General features: G+C 63.6%; 16 protein-coding genes. 11 read left to right on the forward strand and 5 right to left on the reverse strand.

Annotated features, from left to right (window positions below):
* Positions 1-3: 3 nt before the first annotated feature.
* The 3 genes from AC3IT0_RS07550 to AC3IT0_RS07560 form a co-directional block, all read right to left on the reverse strand.
* Positions 4-1,155: a hypothetical protein gene (locus AC3IT0_RS07550; RefSeq protein WP_489323119.1), complete on the reverse strand. Its 1,152-nt coding sequence runs from the start codon at positions 1,153-1,155 to the stop codon at positions 4-6.
* A 70-nt stretch (positions 1,156-1,225) separates the two neighbouring features.
* Positions 1,226-2,089, reverse strand: a complete 864-nt coding sequence (locus AC3IT0_RS07555) for a hypothetical protein (protein ID WP_489323120.1) — start codon at positions 2,087-2,089, stop codon at positions 1,226-1,228.
* A gap of 326 nt (positions 2,090-2,415) precedes the next feature.
* Positions 2,416-3,069 carry a ScbR family autoregulator-binding transcription factor gene (locus tag AC3IT0_RS07560; protein WP_489323121.1) on the reverse strand — a complete coding sequence of 218 codons (654 nt, stop codon included), beginning with the start codon at positions 3,067-3,069 and terminating at the stop codon, positions 2,416-2,418.
* Positions 3,070-3,149: 80 nt separating this feature from the next.
* On the opposite strand from AC3IT0_RS07560, the gene AC3IT0_RS07565 reads away from it, so the two are divergent.
* Positions 3,150-3,521 (forward strand): NAD-dependent epimerase/dehydratase family protein, encoded by a 372-nt coding sequence (locus AC3IT0_RS07565; protein ID WP_489323745.1) that lies wholly within the window; start codon positions 3,150-3,152, stop codon positions 3,519-3,521.
* Between the two features lie 335 nt (positions 3,522-3,856).
* Positions 3,857-4,204, forward strand: a complete 348-nt coding sequence (locus tag AC3IT0_RS07570) for a hypothetical protein (protein WP_489323746.1) — start codon at positions 3,857-3,859, stop codon at positions 4,202-4,204.
* On the opposite strand, the gene AC3IT0_RS07575 is transcribed toward AC3IT0_RS07570, so the two are convergent.
* Positions 4,201-5,877: a hypothetical protein gene (locus AC3IT0_RS07575; protein WP_489323122.1), complete on the reverse strand. Its 1,677-nt coding sequence runs from the start codon at positions 5,875-5,877 to the stop codon at positions 4,201-4,203. The genes AC3IT0_RS07570 and AC3IT0_RS07575 overlap by 4 nt on opposite strands.
* Before the next feature lie 124 nt (positions 5,878-6,001).
* Between AC3IT0_RS07575 and AC3IT0_RS07580 the strand changes: the two genes are divergently transcribed.
* The 9 genes from AC3IT0_RS07580 (at position 6,002) to AC3IT0_RS07620 (ending at position 18,041) form a co-directional block, all read left to right on the forward strand.
* Positions 6,002-7,576, forward strand: coding sequence for an IS1182 family transposase (locus tag AC3IT0_RS07580; protein WP_489323123.1), 1,575 nt, complete (start codon positions 6,002-6,004; stop codon positions 7,574-7,576).
* Positions 7,577-7,778: 202 nt separating this feature from the next.
* A complete protein-coding gene (locus tag AC3IT0_RS07585) occupies positions 7,779-8,525 on the forward strand; it encodes a carbon-nitrogen hydrolase family protein (RefSeq protein ID WP_489323124.1) in 747 nt (248 codons plus the stop codon).
* Between the two features lie 125 nt (positions 8,526-8,650).
* Positions 8,651-9,559 carry a 4-hydroxy-tetrahydrodipicolinate synthase gene (gene dapA / locus AC3IT0_RS07590; protein ID WP_489323125.1) on the forward strand — a complete coding sequence of 303 codons (909 nt, stop codon included), beginning with the start codon at positions 8,651-8,653 and terminating at the stop codon, positions 9,557-9,559.
* A 40-nt stretch (positions 9,560-9,599) separates the two neighbouring features.
* Positions 9,600-11,291 (forward strand): ribonuclease J, encoded by a 1,692-nt coding sequence (locus tag AC3IT0_RS07595; RefSeq protein ID WP_489323126.1) that lies wholly within the window; start codon positions 9,600-9,602, stop codon positions 11,289-11,291.
* Between the two features lie 625 nt (positions 11,292-11,916).
* Positions 11,917-13,293: a group II intron reverse transcriptase/maturase gene (gene ltrA, locus AC3IT0_RS07600; RefSeq protein ID WP_489323127.1), complete on the forward strand. Its 1,377-nt coding sequence runs from the start codon at positions 11,917-11,919 to the stop codon at positions 13,291-13,293.
* Positions 13,294-13,398: 105 nt separating this feature from the next.
* Entirely contained in the window at positions 13,399-16,302 is a 2,904-nt protein-coding gene (locus tag AC3IT0_RS07605) for an FtsK/SpoIIIE family DNA translocase (protein ID WP_489323128.1), read from the forward strand.
* A 9-nt stretch (positions 16,303-16,311) separates the two neighbouring features.
* Entirely contained in the window at positions 16,312-16,947 is a 636-nt protein-coding gene (gene pgsA / locus AC3IT0_RS07610; RefSeq protein WP_489323129.1) for a CDP-diacylglycerol--glycerol-3-phosphate 3-phosphatidyltransferase, read from the forward strand.
* A 9-nt stretch (positions 16,948-16,956) separates the two neighbouring features.
* A complete protein-coding gene (locus tag AC3IT0_RS07615) occupies positions 16,957-17,436 on the forward strand; it encodes a CinA family protein (RefSeq protein WP_489323130.1) in 480 nt (159 codons plus the stop codon).
* Positions 17,437-17,588: 152 nt separating this feature from the next.
* Positions 17,589-18,041, forward strand: coding sequence for a helix-turn-helix domain-containing protein (locus AC3IT0_RS07620; protein ID WP_111906474.1), 453 nt, complete (start codon positions 17,589-17,591; stop codon positions 18,039-18,041).
* A gap of 74 nt (positions 18,042-18,115) precedes the next feature.
* On the opposite strand, the gene AC3IT0_RS07625 is transcribed toward AC3IT0_RS07620, so the two are convergent.
* Positions 18,116-18,685, reverse strand: coding sequence for a MarR family winged helix-turn-helix transcriptional regulator (locus AC3IT0_RS07625; protein ID WP_489323131.1), 570 nt, complete (start codon positions 18,683-18,685; stop codon positions 18,116-18,118).
* Positions 18,686-18,716: the final 31 nt, after the last annotated feature.

Here is an 18,716-nt window from a genome sequence, read left to right on the forward strand (position 1 = left end):
TTGTTAGGACACCTTGACCTGATCGCCGGCGTTCAGCTCGGCGCTGATCGCGGCGTAGCCTCCACCGGTTCGCAGGACGTTGACGTCAATACGTTCTTCCACGGCGGCCAGGGCTGGTGAGGATCCGCTGGGGTTTTGGGCTGCAGCGCTTACGCGCCTGGTGACGTAGTGTCCGCTGGCGTCCTCACGGACAGCGATGAGAGGAACGGAGAGGGATGCCTCGGTCTCTCCGACGGTGACTATGGTCGCGGCCTGGCCGACCGGAAGTTCCAGATCGCCTCCCTCTGAGGGGGCCAGAGAGATGGGCTTGCCCGGTTTGGTTCCTTCTTTTCCTTCTTGGAAGGCCCCGATGTTTGCCACGGTGGCCAGGAATTCCTTGGAGTCGAGCCGGACGGAGAGTTTTTGGCCTATCTGGAGGCGGTCTGCCTGGGCGACGTCGGCAGTGAACGCCACGTAGCTGGGCGTCGTACGGATCGTCAGGAGAGGGGTGTCAGCAGCGATTTCGGCTCCCACCGGAGCGGACGTGGCAACCGCTCCACTCGCTGTCGGCATCACCAGAAGCTGCCGGAACGGGATATATGGGATCTTGGCTGCGGAGGCGGGCTGCCCGGCCTTCGATTCGGCCCCGCCAGCGGTGGAATCCTGGGATGGAGCAGGGAGATCGGGCAGGGTGAAGCCTGCGGCAACAAAGAGATCCTTCACAGCATTTAGGGTGAGCTGGTCCACCACACCGCTCGGCTCCACTCGATAGCCGATGCTTCCGAGTGCCGTCTGTAGGGCCAGCACGTCATCGCCCTTGTCGTTGAGCGAGACATCACGGTACAGGGGCAGCGGTCCCGGCAGGAAGAAATACGGTCGACCGGACACCACCCCCGCCAGGCTTCCGGCCGCTACATGGTCCCCAACTGCGAGGGCCTGCCGCACCACAACATTTGGCACGGCATCGGAGGCCACCACAACGCTGACGTCGGTTCCCGCCTGAACCCGGCCCGTAAACGTCACCCGGTCATCGACGACTTTGGTTTCAACCGCCGACCACACATCGATCGGCTGCTGCGCCGATTGAATGGCATCGCGGGGAGGCGCCTGGATGAAACGCCCGGCAAGAAAAGCCGCTGCCAGAAGCAACGCCACCAGCACGGTGACGACAGCCACGCGCAATGGATAGGCGACCCGCCGGGATCGGAACGTCTGGCCGGTGGTGTCCGCTGGCCCTGGTGCCTGCCTACTGGTGGTTTGCAAGGTACTTTTCTGCCTTCGCAACGTATTCCAGATTCATGGACTTTTGTTCGTTGAGCGCTGCCTGCCGTGTTTTGATCAAGCCCTCCTGGTAGCCGGCCTCAATATCTCCCAATTTCTGGGTAAGGGCCGTCTCTTCGTTGCAGGTCGCTTCCTTCACCGCAAGGCGGATCTGCTCCTCCTTCTCCGCCGACGAGGGATTATTCGGATCCGCCATGCCGCGAGTAAGGTCCCTCGTCTGCTGGCTGGACCACGCATCCTCTTCGGGGGGTGCTATCAGCCCGACGTTCTTCAAACACTGCCACCACTCGTCACGATGCACTTTCCACTGCGGATCCTTCTCGGCCAACTTGTGGGCTTCCATCTTGACCTGAAACGTCGCTGGATTGCTGGTGAGTTCATCCGGCGGGGAGAAGGGTTCAAGTTCACTCGCGAGGGACCGGATGCACGAGGTCCTGGCTTCGACCCATGCCGGATCCAACTCACGATATACACCTGGAGGCTCCTCCGCGGCAGCAGGTACCTCATCCGCAGGAACGGACCCGAATCCGTATATGCTGGCCCGCTCAACGTTCCACAACCCGTAGTCACGATCCTCGCTGAGTAGAGACTCCGGGGGGTTGGCGTCGATGACTCCGAGCTCAGCCATGCAGTTGGCGAAGGCAAGCTCGCGGGCCCGGGAAATCGCAGCCCAACCGGCATCCGAGATGTCGTACTCATCCAAAGGCATGATGATCGTGGAAGCCGCCCGGTCCAGCTTGGCGCGCCCCACCCCATCGGTGGCTTCATTGCCGCCGACACCACAACCGGCCATCCACACACTTGCCAGCGCAAGAGTTATCGCAGTCACGCGTTGGGAATTTTTCAATGCTTGGCCCATTTCTGGCTACTAATTACCGTGGTAACGGTTCGCCGGTTACCGATGAAACGTGGTTCACGATTCCACATTTCTCTGTGCGAATCTGCGAGTTTGCGTGCGTCGAACGGTTGTCCAGAAACTGCCGCCCTCCAAGAGTATGAGCGGTCGATTGAAATAACAATACGGATGACCGGTTTGGTTGGCGTAACCAATTGTCCTAATCTCTGACTACCGGCACGGAATTACGAGGGCCGGGGCCTCCATTCAAGCCAACGGAAAGTTTCTGATGCGTGCACTCGTGGGCATCAGACCGACGATCATCGCACCGGAACCGAATATCCGGTGGACACCAGTCCGGACAGTGCCTGCGGGTCCTCCTGGACGTCTTCATGCATGATCCCGGGCAGTAGTAGATGCCACATCTCCTCGATCCGCTGCATGACGTCAGTGCGACCGGTGAGGACCTCGGAAACCATTTGAACCCCGGTGAACGAGGCGACAATATACCTGGCAAGAACTGCCGGGGCCACGGAGGACCGCACCTGCTTCTCTCCCTTGGCCCGGCTGATCAGCTGCTCCATGGTGGCGATCCAATCCTCGTAAGGCCCTTTCACGGGCAGGCCAAAGGTGGTGGCCTCCATCGTGAGCCGGATGCCGGCCCTGACCACCGGCTCGTGGACGAGCTTGAGCCCAAATGCGCGACACATGAGGATCACGGTCACCAGGGCAGGGTAGTGCTCAGAGAGGATGCCCTCACTCTCTGCCACAACCAAGCGATGCTGTTCTTCGATGACCGCCCTGGCCAAGTCGTCCTTCGACTTGAAGTGAAAGTAAAGGGCACCCTTTGTTACCCCGGACGCCTCGGCTACCTGGCTCAAGCTGGCACTGCCGTAGCCGTGCTCCTCAAAGATCGCTGCCGCCCCGGCAATGATCGCCTCTCGCGTTGCTTTTGCTCGATCCTGAAGGACCATAAATGAACCTCAACTCTGGTAATTACGCATGTTCTCACGGCGTTCACCCGTGGGCTTTTTGCAGCGAGCCGGCACCTTGGATGACAAAGGTCCTTCTAATCGGAGCCACCGGTTTCATCGGAAGTCGGATCCTCCAGGCGCTCAGGGCCCGTGACGACGTCTTGGTTTCGATCCTAGCAAGGCGGTCAACCGGAATGGTTTCAGAGGGCTGCCAGGCGATTCACTTCGAGGAAGTGAGGGACGAGGTATCAGTCTTCCGTGCAGTTGGCGGCGCGGATGTCGTGATTAACGCATCCTCGTACGGTGTTCAACGAGGACATGTCAGCGTTGGTCCGCAGGCTTCCCTGAGGCAACCCTCGACCGACGTTCTTCGCAAATTCGGCGAGTTGGCTACGGAAGGCCTCGGTGGTGGGACGTCCGGAAGGACAAACCAATCTTCCGGCCGGTCGTAGCCCTGGTCAGATCAAGGCGTTACCAGATCGTGACGGACAACAGCGTCAGGGCAAGTGTTCAGATGGTCGTCTCTGCGCAGGATTCGCTCATCCAAGGTTTAGTGCCTCGCGCACACGTTTGTCGAGTCAATAGGAGACGGGTGTCCTAGACGTAAAACCCATGCTCCAAGCGGGAAGACACCCCAAGAGCTAATGGGAATATATGTTCGAATAATATGGACACCATGCAAACCCCATCCCAGTCGCGACCGTTTCCGGAATCCCCACCCGCCGGCGGATCGGTGCGCCCCGCCCAGGACGCCGTCTCGGCAGAGCCTGCAGGTCTGATGAAAGCGATGAGCCCGGGAGTGGTGGACTTCCTCTTTCGCCAGCTCGTGGCAGGCCGGCCCCCTGTGGACAGCCAGTGGCAGGACGAAGGAGTCACACTGACCGCCCAGCCGGCGGGGGCAGAGCTGGCCCGCAGGTTGGACGAAACCGACCTCGATGCCCTGACGCCCACGGAACTGTTCCACTACGTCCGGGCGGCCCAGCGGCTCGCGGCCTGGGCTGAGGGGCTGCGGGAGGCCGCGGTGGACCGATACTGCCAGCCAGGGAAGCCGCACGATGGTATGGTTCCCTCGGTCAGGCGCGCATCCCTAGCGTTCCTTGGGGGTCAGAACTTTGATGTTTGTCTTGAGTTTTAGGCAGCGTTTTTCATCCGGGCGTCGTCGATGTAGCCGTTGATGTGGCGGTCGATGGTGGCCAGGGCCTGACGTAGTGGTGCCGGTGCCGGCGGTTTGTCGGCGGCCAGCAGTGGTCGCAGGAGCCGGTTGTGGACCTTGGTGTAGAACAGGGCAACGCGTTGGCCCTCGGCCGTGAGAATGTAGGTGTTGCTGTGTGGCCGGCGTTCGATGAGTCCGTTGCGGCGCAGGCGTGCGAGGTCGTAGCTCATTTGGTTGGCACTGTAGCCGCTGTCCAGCAGATGGTTCACCCGGGCACGCAGGCTCCGATGGGTGAATCCGAGGGCGGTGAGGCTGATACATAAGGCGCCGAGCAGGGCCATGACCCGTGGATCGCCGAACCGCAAGGCCGCGGCCCTCCTGCCATCCTCGGTGAGGGTGGACTGTGCGACCCGCTCAAAGGCTGGGCTCGCAAGGACACAGCCCTGCCCGACACGTTCAGTATCGAGCAGGCGGGCGTTGATGTCACGGGCTTTTGTCTGCAGCTCGTCCAGATGTTCCAGGCGGCGGTGGCAGCGTAGGTCATCGGGCGAGTTCACGACGGTTTCGATACGCAGTGCGCGGCCGTCTTTGAGGTATTGCTTGACGCGGGAGTGTTTGTAGAACGCGTTGACGGTGACGTCGGTATCCCGGGTGACAATTTTTGTCTTGCAGAGTCCGGGGTCGGGCGGGCGTCCGGGGCGGCTGTGGGGCGCATGCCCGGTGAAGATCAGCTCGACGCTGTCGGGTCGGCCGATATCGAGGTTGTCCGCGACGAGTGCCTCGAAGAAAGCGCGGGCTCGGCGGGGCGCGTCAAAGACCAGGGTCCTGGAGATCTCGATCTGGCGCATGGACAGTTCCCACCAGTACCCGGCGTCCGCGTCGTGATCGGTCAGCGGCAGCGGCAGCACGGCGAGCCAGCGCTGGAAGAAGACCTCGATGGTGCCCGGGCCGAGCCGGTCACAGATCTCCTGCAGCGCCTGCGGATCCTCGCAGGTTGCGAACCCGTTGGACAGGGCGGTGAAGGCGATCCCGGCCTTCACGGCTTGGCGTTTGGCCCACTCGTGGCCGTTGACCCAGACCTTGATCGGATACGGGAAGTAGGCGGACACCTTGATGAATGCCGGACCGAAGTCGGTGTCCCAGAGATAGAAGTAGAAGCACGTGACCCGCCGGTCTGCCTTGTGGAAGCCGAAGCACGGGATTCCGTTGGTGCCCTGGCGTTGGGTCGAGGCGAAGACGTTCTGGTATTCCTGGGCCACGCCGATCGCGGCGACCCCGGACCGGCCGGTCCTCTCCTGGGCGGTCAGGTGCCGGCGCATCACGTCTATCTTCCGGTCTTCCTTGGCGAAGCGGATCAGCGGGATGTGGTTGTCCTCGGCGAAGGAATTCACTGAGCGGCGGAAGTTGGTGCCGATCTTTTCCAGGATCGCCGGGGAAGGGATCCGATAGCCCAGATGCCTGGTCATGAACGAAACGACCTGGCCACCGACCTGCAGGGTCGGGACGTAGCCGTTGAGATAGATCCGGTCCAAGCACTGGACGTCCAGGGCCACGTGGCCCTCGAGGACCTCATTGACACCAACCACCACAATCACCGCATCCCCTAAGCGCGCCTCCGATACCACCAGAATGCACCGCAGCAGACCGGGCGTCATCAGCGACAGCCAGCCACCCACCTCGGCGGTCAGAGGCGTAGCCTCACTGGGAGTGCGCTGAACAATTTGGGTGGTTTAAGGCGCGCCTGCTGGACTTCGTGCCGGGGTCGTTAAGACTGGATGCATGCAAGGAATTGAGGCGCCCCAGCGGGGGTATTTGGATGTGGAGGCACTGGCCGGGGAGTTGTTGGCCCCGGGCAGTGCCTACGCGTTTTTGGCCGGGCACCGCTCGGAGCTTTTCCCGGATTCGATGATGGAGGATTTGTTTCCTTCCAAGCGGGGCCGGCCCTCGATCCCGGCGTCGGTGATCGGCACCGTCCTGGTGTTGCAGGCGTTGGAGGGTTTGTCGGACCGGGCCACCGCCGAAGCGTTGACCTTTGATCTGCGGTGGAAGGCGGCCTGCGGGTATGGGTTGACCGAGGCGGCGTTCCATCCTACGGCGCTGGTGCATTGGCGCAACCGCCTGCGGGCCAGTGACAATCCGCACCGTATCACCGAGGCCGTGGCCCGGGTCATCACCGCGACCGGGGTCCTGACCGGCCGGCACCGCCGGGCGGTGGATTCGACCGTGTTTCAGGACGCGGTGGCGAGGCAGGACACCATCACCCAGCTCATTGCCGTGATCCGCCGCTTTGGCAAGGCCATGGAGCGCGGCGCCACGCTGATGGCGATCCACGCGACCTCCTATGACTACACGCGCACGGGCAAGCCGGACATTTCCTGGGACGACAGGGAAGCAAAGGAAGCCCTGATTTCCGGGCTGGTCACTGACGCCCTGGCGCTGCTCGGCGCGGTGGATCCCGACACCTTGGAGGAGGACTCCCCGCAGTACCAGGCGTACGTGCTGCTGGCGTTGGTTTCGGGCCAGGACGTGGAGCCGGCCGAGGGCTCCGATGGCACGGACGGGCGGTGGCGGATCGCGCGGAAGGTCGCCCCTGACCGGTTGGTCTCCACCGTGGACACGGAGGCCAGGCACGCGCACAAGTCCCGGTCGGTGATGATCGACGGGTTCAAGGGACACATCATCGCCGAACCGGAGACCGGGCTCTACACCAACGCGGTGATGACCCGGGCCGCCGGCCCCGGCTCCAGCGACGCGGAAGCCGGGATCGGGCTGCTGGGCACCGATCCGACCATGAAAGACGAGGACACCCGGTACCAGGTGCTTGGGGACTCGGCCTACGGTTCCGGGTCCATGCTCGAACACCTCGATGGGGCCGGGCACGAGGGGCTGGTCAAGCCCAAGCCGCTGCGCCCGGCCGTGCCCGGCGGCTACGACCTGGACGACTTCGCCCACGACGGGTCCAAGAACACGCTCACCTGCCCGGCCGGGGAGGTCCGCAAGATCAGTGAAAAGGGCAACGTGAACTTCGGCACCGCCTGCAAGGCATGCCCGCTGCGGGAGAAATGCACCACGGCCAAGGGCGGTCGCAAGGTCGTCATCACCGTCCACCATGCCCGCCAGCGCGCGCACCGGGCCGCAGCCCGCGAGCCGGGGTTCCGGCATGACTACCGGGCCTACCGGCCCCTGGTGGAAAGATCCATCGGCTGGCTGGTCGCCGGAGGCAACCGGCGCCTGAGATACCGGGGCGTGGAGAAGAACAACGCCTGGCTGCAGGTCCGCACCGCCGCACTGAACCTCCGGCGACTCCTGAACCTGGGCCTCACCGGCCACAACGGGGCCTGGGCCCTGGGATAAGGGCACGTCCCCTGTCCCGGGCCGTCAACGCGCCCCGGGACACCATGGACGGGCTACCACGCCACCAAAAAATTCTTATCCCCGGGCCCGGCCCCAACATTCCCAGGCCGTCAGCGGGCCGCCCAAGGCTCCGAAGAACGGCCCCCAAGCCGAATCCCATCTCTGGATTGCCCCTTGTTCAGCGCACTCCTAGGATAAGTACGTGACTGATGCCCTGACCGTCTCTGCCGTGCAGTACCAGGCGCTGGCAGGCGGGATTGTCCCGAATGTGCAAGAACACGTCCGGCTGATCGAGGATGCCGAATCCCACGGTGCCCGGCTGGTGGTGTTCCCTGAGCTGTCGCTGACGGGGTACAACCTGGCGCTACTGGCCGCTGACGACTCGTGGCTTCAGCATCATGACCCACGCCTGGGCGATCTCCACGAAATCTGCCGCCGGACCGGGATCACTGCCGTGGCAGGGGCTCCCTACCGGGAACCTGATGGCACGCCGCGGCTCGCCAGCCTCGTGATCCACCCCGACGGCACCACCGAAATCGGCTTCAAGACCCACCTCCACGGCCAGGAACGGGAGGTCTTCGCCGCGGGGGACGGTGCACTCATGATCGCGTTGGATGGCTGGAGCATAGCGCTGGCCATCTGCTTTGACGCAGCGGTTCCGGCCCACTCCACCGGGGCAGCCCAGGCCGGCGCGGATATCTACGCCGTTTCGGCCCTGTACACGCAGGCGGAAGAGCGGCGGCTTGGCTTACATCTCGGAGCCAGGGCTATGGACAACCGGATGTTCGCCATCCTGGCAAACCTTGGCGGATCCACCTCGCTGGGTCCCTCCTGCGGCCTGAGCGGGTTCTGGGGACCGGACGGCTTCGAGCTGAAAAAAGCGGCCGGAACCGGCACTGAAGTAATCACCGCCATCCTGCAGAGGAGTACGTTGCGGAAATTCCGCTGACCCCGCGGGAGCCGATCTTCAGTGCGTGCTGACCGTAGTTCGTGGGGCATGGCAGCCCGCTAGTTGACACGGATCACGCTGCCCCCATTGTCCTAACCAGCCGCCGACAGGGTAACGTTTTTTCCATGCCTCACAAATCCGCCACCGCTCCTGCCCTTGGTACGCTCCTGACCGCCATGGTCACGCCCTTCACCAAGGATGGCGCCGTGGACTACAGGCAGGCAGCCGAACTGGCCATCAAGCTTGTGGACGATGGCTGCGACGGCCTGGTCGTCACGGGGACCACCGGCGAAACGTCCACCCTCTCGGATGAAGAAAACCTTGGCATGTTCCGCGCTGTCAAGGAGGCCGTGGGAGACCGCGCCGCCATCATCGCCGGCACCGGGACGAACGACACCGCACACTCGGTGCACCTGTCCCAGCAGGCGGCAGCGCTCGGCGTAGACGGCCTGCTGCTCGTCACGCCGTACTACAACAAGCCCAGCCAGGCAGGCGTCCGCGCACACTTCGAGACCGTCGCGTCCGCAACCGATGTGCCCGTTATGCTCTATGACATTCCGGGCCGCTCCTCCATCGCGATCGAACCCGAAACCATGATCCGCCTGGCGCAGCACTCGAACATCGTCGCCGTCAAGGATGCCAAGGCCGATTTCATGGCGGCCAGCCGGGTGATGGCAGAGACGGACCTGCACTTCTACTCCGGCGACGACGGGCTGATCCTCCCCTGGATGTCGCTGGGCGCCGTCGGACTCGTGGGCGTCACAACCCACGTCGCAACGCGCCGCTTCCGCGAACTGATCGACGCCATCAACGCGAACGACCTCGAAACTGCGCGTAAGATCAACTTCGAGCTGCTGCCCGTCGTGAGGGCAACGATGACCCGCGTCCAGGGAGCCGTTGCAGCCAAACAAATTCTTAAATGGCAGGGAGTCCTGCCCAACTCGATTGTCCGTTTGCCCCTCGTGGAGCCGGACGAAGCCGAGATCGAAACCATCCGCGAGGATTTGGCGGAAGCGGGGCTGGTCTTTTCCTGAAGGCAAGACCAGCACCCTTCCGCCTGGAAAGTAGTGCACTATGACCCAAACCGCCCTTCCCGGCCTTGTCACGCCTCCCCGCCTGCCGCAAGGCACCCTTCGGATCGTTCCGCTGGGCGGCCTGGGGGAGATCGGCCGGAACATGGCCGTGTTCGAAATCGACGGCAAACTGCTCATCGTGGACTGTGGTGTCCTCTTCCCCGAGGAAACCCAGCCCGGCGTTGACCTGATCCTGCCCGATTTCTCCTACATCGAGAACCGTCTCGACGACATCGTGGCCGTTGTCCTGACCCACGGCCACGAGGACCACATCGGCGCCGTTCCCTACCTCCTGCGGCTGCGCGCCGACATCCCCCTGGTGGGCTCACAGCTGACGCTGGCCCTCATCGAGGCCAAGCTGCAGGAACACCGGATCCGTCCGTACACGATGACCGTCGAAGAGGGCCAGGTCGAAAAGTTTGGCCCCTTCGAATGCGAGTTCGTCGCGGTCAACCACTCCATCCCCGACGCTTTGGCAGTGTTCATCCGCACGGCCGGCGGCACCGTCCTGCACACGGGCGACTTCAAGATGGACCAGCTGCCCCTGGACGGCCGGATCACCGACCTCCGGCACTTCGCCAAACTGGGTGAAGAGGGCGTTGACCTCTTTATGTCCGACTCCACCAACGCCGACGTGCCGGGCTTCACCACCGCCGAGAAGGAAATCGGCCCCACGCTGGAACGGCTCTTCGGCCAGGCCACCAAGCGCATCATCGTGGCGTCCTTCTCCTCACACGTCCACCGCGTCCAGCAGGTGCTGGACGCCGCCGCCAAGCACAACCGCAAGGTGGCTTTTGTGGGCCGCTCCATGGTCCGCAACATGGCCATCGCCGCCAAGCTCGGCTACCTCGACGTTCCCGACGGCCTCCTCGTGGACATCAAGAACATCGACAACCTGCCGGACAACCGCGTGGTCCTGATGTCCACAGGGTCCCAGGGCGAACCGATGGCCGCGCTGTCCCGCATGGCCAACGGCGACCACCGCGTCGTGGTGGGCGACGGTGACACCGTGATCCTGGCCTCCAGCCTCATCCCGGGCAACGAAAACGCCGTCTTCCGCATCATCAACGGCCTGCTCAAGCTCGGCGCGGACGTCATCCACAAGGGCAACGCCAAGGTGCACGTCTCCGGACACGCGGCCGCCGGCGAGCTGCTCTACTGCTACAACATCCTTGAGCCGCTCAACGCCATGCCCGTGCACGGCGAGACCCGCCACCTGATCGCCAACGGCAAGATCGCCATCGAGTCCGGCGTCCCCACCGCAAGCGTCATCCTTGCCGACAACGGCACCGTCATCGACCTTAAGGACCACCGCGCAGACGTGGTGGGCCAGGTTGAAGTGGGCTTCGTCTACGTGGACGGCTCCAGCGTCGGCGAAGTCACCGAAGCGGACCTCAAGGACCGCCAGACGCTCGGCGATGAAGGCTTCATCTCCATCATCACCGTCATCAACCGCACCACCGGCAAGGTGGTCTCCGGACCCGAGATCCACGCCCGCGGCGTGGCCGAGGACGATTCGGTCTTCGACGAGATCATCCCGAAGATCAACGCCGCCCTGGAAGAAGCCGTGCTCAACCGCACGGACCACACCACCCACCAGCTCCAGCAGGTCGTCCGCCGCGTCGTCGGCACCTGGGTCAACCGCAAGCTGCGCCGCAAGCCCATGATCATCCCGGTGGTCCTCGAGGCGTAACCAGCCTCATCATCGATTGCTCCGTAGAGGCCGTTTTGGCGTCGTAAAAGGGCCTCTACGGAGCAATCGATGAGACCCCGCCTCCAAGGGAGTCCTAAAGGCCCGGTTCTTCGGAACCGGGCCTTTCGCGTGTACGCCCAGCATGGGCATTTGCTTGGAGGTGTGAGTCCTCTGAAGGAGAAGGTGGTTTAACTTCTAGCCAATGGCAACTGCGTCATCGTGAGGTGGGGTGGGAAGGAAGCCGGAGGCAAATCCCTGCACCGAGGGACACGAACTGCATAGAAGGCATGCTGGTTGGGGTAAGCCGGCACGCGATGGTGAAGCCCGTTCCACCGAAACGGCCAGTGTGTAAATGCGGCGGCGGCAGGGGGAAAGCAAATGTTCTTATCTGGGGAGATCTGTCCCAGTGCGTCACCTGCTTGTTGGGTGGAGCGGTGCGGCTCTAAGGGTCGCGCTGATGGGGCAGAAGTCAGCCGAGGCCATAGTACCGGCGGGAATCATGCATGATTTGCCGGGAAGGGCTGAACGCTGGGAATTGATGATTTGAAGCGGTGCTTCTCGTGTGTTCCACAAGAATCGCAGCCAACCCACGGGAGTGGTGGGACAGAGAGTGAAGGAGCGAACGGTGAATCCGGGATGGCCCCTTTCTGTGCGTAGTGAGGACCCGGCGGGTATCGGGGAGAACATCAGGGATACATCGGATCTGTGGGAGGAAGTTTTCTCCCGGCAGAATCTGATGATCGCGTTGAAACGTGTTGAGCGTAACCGGGGTGCTGCCGGTGCTGACGGGCTGCGCACGGAGGAACTCCGTTCGTGGTGCTTAGGACATTGGACAGAAACCCGGGAAGCGTTGGACGCGGGTACGTATGCTCCGGGCCCGGTTCGTCAGGTGATGATTCCCAAACCTGATGGCGGGGAACGGATGCTGGGAGTACCGTCCGTGCTGGATCGGTTGATTCAGCAGGCAGTCGCGCAAGTCCTTTCCCCGGTCTTTGATCCGGGGTTCGTGCCGATCTCGTATGGGTTCCGGCCGGGCAGAAGCGCCCACGATGCGGTGAAGGTCGCCCGAACGGTGATCGGTCAAGGGTATCGGTGGGTGGTCGAGGTTGACCTGGATGCGTTCTTTGACCGGGTGAACCACGACGTGCTGATGGCCAGGGTTGCGCGGAAAGTGAAAGACAAGCGGCTCTTGAAGCTGATTCGACGCTATCTTGAAGCGGGAATCATGGCTGATGGGGTGCGGCAGCCGACGGAGGAGGGAACCCCGCAGGGGTCGCCTTTATCGCCGTTGCTGTCGAACATCATGCTGGACGATTTTGATCAGGAATTCTGGGCTCGGGGGCACCGCTTCGTGCGGTATGCCGATGACATCAGGGTCTTTGTGAAGTCCAAGAGAGCCGCGGAACGGGTGCTGGAACAGGCGACGAAAGTCCTTGAGACGGGCCTGAAGTTGAGGGTCAACCGGCAGAAGTCCACGATCAATCCAGCGGGTATTGCAACGTTGCTGGGTTTCGGGTTCTACTTCACCAAAACCGGAGTCAGGATCAGGATCGCTCCGAAGGCGTTCAAGCGCATGAAGGACCGCATCAGGGAACTGACCTCGCGTAAATGGAGTATCTCCATGGTCGACCGCATCCAACAACTGAACCGCTACATCCGGGGGTGGATGGGCTACTTCCGGCTGTCACAGACACCGAGGAAGTTCGCCGCCCTTGATGAATGGTTCAGGCGAAGGATGCGCCAAATCCGGTGGAAGGAATGGAAACTCCCGCGAACCCGGGTGGTAAAGCTGCGTAAGCTCGGGATCAGGCCGGATCTGGCCTACCAGTGGGGCAACAGCAGTCGCGCTTACTGGCGAACCGCGGGATCTCCCATCCTCCAACGGGCGCTGCCCAATCAATACTGGGAAGATCAAGGCCTCATTCTCTTTCGCCATGCATGGGATCGTTTTCAACGACCTAGCGAACCGCCGTATGCGAGGCCCGCACGTACGGTGGTGTGAGAGGTGGGACGGGAAACCCGTCCCACCTACTCGATTGGGCAACATGGGGCCCGGAGCAGCCGGAAATCCGCGGAAAACCGGCCCCGTTCCGGTAGCGTGGCATGTATGGCCACTCGTACTACTCCCGCGCCCCGGGGCAATTCCGCCGGCAAACCCGGCAGCACCACGGGCCGCGGCGCCGGGTCCACGGCGCCAAAGACCGGCCGTACCCCCGGACGCTCCAGCACGGCCCGCACTCGCCAGCTTCCCGCCGTCGAACAGCGGCAGCCGTGGCTCCTGCGCGTTGTGGGCGGCGCCTGGCTGGCCGTGGGACATCTGGTCGGCGGGGGAGTCCGCAGGATCGGCTCCGACGTCAGCGACCTGCCGGCCGAGGAACGCCGCGACGGCGAGGCCCTGTTCAACCTTGCCCTGGGCGTCTTCATCGCCACGTTCTCCTGGTGGGGGATGACCGGCTGGTTCCCCGACGCCGTCTACAGCGTGGTCAACGGCACTTTCGGCTGGATATCACTGCTGTTGCCGCTGATGCTTTTTGTGTGTGCCTTCCGGCTCTTCCGGCAGCCCGACGACGGCCGGGGAAACAACCGGGTGGGCATCGGTTTCCTCATTATGACCTTTGCGGGCTGCGGCCTTGCCCACATCGTGGGCGGGCAGCCCACCGTTGCCGAAGGCTTCGACGGCCTCCGCCAGGCAGGCGGGATGCTCGGCTTCCTGGCCGCTTCACCCCTCGCGGCCATCCACTCGGCGGTGCCCGTGGTGGTCTACGGCCTGCTGGCCTTCATCTCACTGCTCATCATTACCGCAACCCCTTTCGGAGCTATTCCGCGCCGGCTGCGGGCAGCCTATGAGCACCTGATGGGCCTGGACCTGCAGGAACCCGGCGACGCCGGGGACAGCCACGACCGCAGCTACCTCGAGGAAACGAAGGCAACCCAGGCGCCGCGGAAGAAGAAGCGGCGCTTCTTCGGTAAGGACGACGAGTCCGACGCCGGGCTGGAAGGCTACGTGGGCGACGAAGCCTTCGAGCACGCCGTCATCGACGACGACGAGGCCGACGCAAAATCGGGCCCCGGACCGCGCCCGGCTCCCGGCGTGCGCCGCCCCACCCCGGCGGAAATCGCCGTCGAGAAAATCAAAGCCGCCCAGGGCCTCGGCGCTGCAGGGAGGGGGGCGGCAGAGGACAACGCCACCGAGGCCATCCCGCTGGTCACACCCGGGATGGTGGCCGCCGGCTCACTCAACGCTGCACCCGCCGCCGCTGCGCAGGTGCCGGCCAAGCCCGTCACGCCCATGCCTCTTCCGGCTCCTATTCCGCAGCGGACCGAGCAACTTTCGCTGGCGGGCGACGTCACCTACACCCTGCCGCCGTCGGACGTTTTGACCCCGGGTTCCATCCCCAAGGAGCGCACCGAGGCCAACGACGCGATCGTAGCGTCCCTGACCGAGACCCTCAACCAGTTCAACGTGGAAGCGCAGGTCACCGGCTTCAGCCGCGGGCCCACCGTCACGCGGTACGAGATCGAACTGTCGCCGGGAACCAAGGTGGAGCGCGTCACCGCCCTGTCCAAGAACATCTCCTACGCCGTGGCCTCCAGCGACGTCCGGATCCTCAGCCCCATCCCCGGCAAGTCCGCCATCGGTATCGAGATCCCCAATACGGACCGCGAGACTGTCTCCCTCGGTGACGTCCTCCGCAGCCAGAACGCGCGCCGGACCGACCATCCCATGGTGATGGGCGTCGGCAAGGACGTCGAAGGCGGCTACGTCGTGGCGAACCTCGCCAAAATGCCCCACCTGCTCGTCGCAGGTGCTACAGGCGCCGGCAAGTCCTCGTTTGTGAACTCCATGATCACCTCGATCCTGATGCGGGCAACCCCGGATGAGGTCCGCATGGTCATGGTGGACCCCAAACGTGTGGAGCTGACCGCCTACGAAGGCGTCCCACACCTCATCACGCCCATCATCACCAACCCGAAGAAGGCTGCGGAGGCCCTGCAATGGGTGGTCCGCGAGATGGACGCCCGGTACGATGACCTCGCCAACTACGGCTTCAAGCACATCGATGACTTCAACAAGGCAGTCCGCGCCGGCAAGGTCCAGCCGCCCGTGGACTCCAAGCGCGTCATCCGGCCCTACCCGTACCTGCTGGTGATCGTCGACGAGCTCGCCGACCTGATGATGGTGGCCCCGCGCGACGTCGAAGACTCCATCGTCCGCATCACCCAGCTGGCGCGTGCCGCCGGCATCCACCTGGTCCTGGCCACCCAGCGACCCTCCGTGGACGTCGTCACCGGCCTCATCAAGGCCAACGTGCCATCCCGCATGGCCTTCGCCACATCCTCCGTCACGGACTCCCGCGTGGTCCTGGACCAGCCTGGCGCCGAGAAGCTCATCGGCCAGGGCGACGCCCTCTTCCTGCCGATGGGGGCCTCGAAGGCCATGCGCGTCCAGGGCGCCTGGGTCACCGAGTCCGAGATCCACAAGGTCGTCGAGCACGTCAAGGGCCAGCTGAAGGCCGTCTACCGCGACGACGTCGCTCCCGAGGCGCAGAAAAAGCAGATCGACGACGACATCGGGGACGACCTCGAAGTGCTGCTGCAGGCCACAGAACTGGTGGTCACCACACAGTTCGGTTCGACGTCGATGCTCCAGCGCAAGCTGCGCGTGGGCTTCGCCAAGGCCGGACGCCTCATGGACCTGCTCGAATCCAGGGGAGTGGTTGGCCCCTCGGAAGGATCCAAGGCACGCGACGTCCTGGTCAAGCCGGACGACCTCGCTGCGGTGCTTGCGGCCATGAAGGGCCAGGACGCGCCGGCTAGTGCTGACTCGCAGACGGCGGCGCTCAGCGACAACGCCAACGCGAACATCGCCCAGGGCGGTTACGCGGAGGACCTCGTGCAGGCGGACCTGGACCAGCGGAGCCAGAACGTCGAGTACTTCGACGGCGCCGACGGCACCTCCGGCGACGACGAAGACGGTTCCGAAGACGCATGGTCACTCACCGGACGGTAGCCTAGGAGGGTGACTAGCCCCGAAGCATCCGCAGCCGGCTCCAGCAGCCCAGGAATCTGGAATCTTCCCAACATCCTGACCATGCTGCGGATCGCCCTGGTGCCGTTCTTCGTCTGGTTCCTCCTCGCCGACGCCCCCGGGCTGAGCAGCGAGTCAGGGCCCTGGCGCTGGGCCGCGGTGGCGGCGTTCGCCGTCGCCATCTACACAGACAAGCTCGACGGCGACATCGCCAGGAGCCGCGGCCTCGTCACCAATTTCGGCAAAATCGCGGACCCCATCGCCGACAAGCTCCTCATCGGCTCAGCACTGGTGATGCTCTCCCTCCTCAATGAGCTGCCATGGTGGGTCACCATCGTCATCCTCGTCAGGGAATGGGGCATCACCGCCCTTCGCTTCTTTGTCATCCGTTACGGTGTCATCCCGGCCTCGCGCGGGGGCAAGCTCAAGACCGTCGTTCAGACAGCCGCGATCTTCCTGTACCTCCTGCCACTCGGCGCACTGGCACCGTGGGTGGTGTGGGTGGCTTTTGCCGTCATGATGGTGGCCGTGCTGATCACGGTATGGACCGGCGTCGAATACGTCATTGAAGCCCTGCGAATCCGGTCACAGGGCAAGCAGTCCGGAAAAACTACAGCTGGCAACTAGGGAGCCGACGTGACCAACCTTCACCACCTGGCGGAACAGACAGTCAAAAAGGCCGTTGAAACGGGCCGCACGGTCGCGACCGCAGAGTCGCTCACCGCGGGAATGGTCAGCGCCGTTCTCGCCGACACAGCCGGAGCCTCAGGCATGCTCCAGGGCGGCGTGGTGGCCTACCAGAACTCCGTCAAAGTTGGCGTCCTGGGCGTTCCGTCAGAGCTGCTGGCCGCGGCCGGATCCGTTGACGGTGCCGTCGCAGCGGCCATGGCGGCAGGGGCCAGGACTGCGCTGCGTGCTGACGTCGGCGTTGCCACCACAGGGGTGGCCGGCCCGGAGGAACATGATGGCAAAGCGGTGGGGACGGTGTTCATCGGGGTTGCCACAGCGGCCGGTGCGTCCTACCTCGAGTACAGCTTCACCGGGAACCGGGCAGAGATCCGCGGACAGGCTTGTGGTGCTGCGCTGGAAAGTCTGATCGCGGCCCTATCTTCCTGAGGCTACCGGGCGTAAAGTTGCCGGGAACAAATCCCGGTGTCCATTAGTTATTACATTGTGTCGCTTCCGGAGAGCGGAGGCGCCTAGGATGAATAAACCACCACGGTTCGCTCCACGGCGGACCGAACTTATGAGGGAGCAAGGCGATACAGATGGTAAAGCAGCCCGTATCCATAAACGGCGTTGTCCGCTGGAAGGATGTGGGCCTCGCCGATCAGGCCAAGAGCGAACAGAAGGAGCGCAAGATGGTTGTACTTCGTCACGAAATCGGTGATGTCCTGCGCGATGTACGCCAGCGCCAGGGACGCACGCTCCGCGAAGTTTCGCACAGTGCCCGTGTTTCCTTGGGCTACCTCAGTGAAGTAGAGCGCGGCCAGAAGGAAGCTTCATCAGAACTCCTCTCCTCAATCTGCTCAGCCCTGGACGTGCCGCTGTCCAGCATGCTCAGGGAAGTCAGCGACCGTGTCGCCGTCGCCGAGGGCGTTGCCGTTCCAGACACCGTTCCCCAGGAATTCTCACAGCGCTACGGCCGCGACCTTGATCGCGATTTGAGCGCTGAACTCAACAACGAACTTTCCAAGGGCCTGCTTTCCGGCGCAAGGTAAGCCGACCGCAGAGCCAGACAGGATGTACCACAAAGCCTCCGGCCATGGGCCGGAGGCTTTGTTGATTGTGGTGGCTATTTTGCAGTGTCGCCGGCGGAGGGGTCCTTCGCGAAGCCGTCGAGTTCAAAGACGGAGTTGAGCTTGGCCATGTATTCGGCGAGGGTCTGAAGTTCCCCGACCGGCCACTCACCCAGGCGCTCACGGAAATCCTGGCGGCGCGCATCCTGGACCTGATGCATCCTTTCCTCGCCCTTTTCGGTGAGGCGGATCGACTGTGCCCGTCCGTCCAGGGGATCAGCTTCCTTGAACACCAGCCCGATGCTTTCCAGGAAGGCGATCTGGCGGCTGACGGAAGGCTTTCCCACGCCGATGTTCTGGGCGAGGTCCGTCAACCGGATGGGTCCTTCGCGCCGGATGACCGCAAGCAAGCCGTAGGCCGCCGGTTCCATGTCCGGGTGCACCTGCCGCGAGAGCTGATGGGACACCGAACGGGCACGCCGCCAGAAGAGACTGATCTGGTGTTCCACGGTGTTCAAGGCTTCATCGACGGTTTCCTTGTCGGTACCTGTCGCCGCAGGGGACGTCGCGGGAAGGCCGGTCTCGGGAAGGCCTGTCGCAGGAGGGCCGTCGGCAGGGTTGCTCATGGCAACAATTCTAGGGTCCGGGACCGTGAGA

The organism is Pseudarthrobacter sp. KH_020_B (genome assembly GCF_057840185.1).

Bases quoted from the DNA above. Each gene is read 5' to 3' on its own strand.
- AC3IT0_RS07565 (WP_489323745.1), top strand. From the start codon at position 3,150: ATGACAAAGGTCCTTCTAATCGGAGCCACCGGTTTCATCGGAAGTCGG.
- AC3IT0_RS07560 (WP_489323121.1), bottom strand. From the start codon at position 3,069: ATGGTCCTTCAGGATCGAGCAAAAGCAACGCGAGAGGCGATCATTGCC.
- AC3IT0_RS07575 (WP_489323122.1), bottom strand. From the start codon at position 5,877: ATGACGCCCGGTCTGCTGCGGTGCATTCTGGTGGTATCGGAGGCGCGC.
- AC3IT0_RS07605 (WP_489323128.1), top strand. From the start codon at position 13,399: ATGGCCACTCGTACTACTCCCGCGCCCCGGGGCAATTCCGCCGGCAAA.
- dapA (WP_489323125.1), top strand. From the start codon at position 8,651: ATGCCTCACAAATCCGCCACCGCTCCTGCCCTTGGTACGCTCCTGACC.
- AC3IT0_RS07580 (WP_489323123.1), top strand. From the start codon at position 6,002: ATGCAAGGAATTGAGGCGCCCCAGCGGGGGTATTTGGATGTGGAGGCA.
- AC3IT0_RS07570 (WP_489323746.1), top strand. From the start codon at position 3,857: ATGAGCCCGGGAGTGGTGGACTTCCTCTTTCGCCAGCTCGTGGCAGGC.
- AC3IT0_RS07595 (WP_489323126.1), top strand. From the start codon at position 9,600: ATGACCCAAACCGCCCTTCCCGGCCTTGTCACGCCTCCCCGCCTGCCG.
- AC3IT0_RS07625 (WP_489323131.1), bottom strand. From the start codon at position 18,685: ATGAGCAACCCTGCCGACGGCCCTCCTGCGACAGGCCTTCCCGAGACC.
- AC3IT0_RS07620 (WP_111906474.1), top strand. From the start codon at position 17,589: ATGGTAAAGCAGCCCGTATCCATAAACGGCGTTGTCCGCTGGAAGGAT.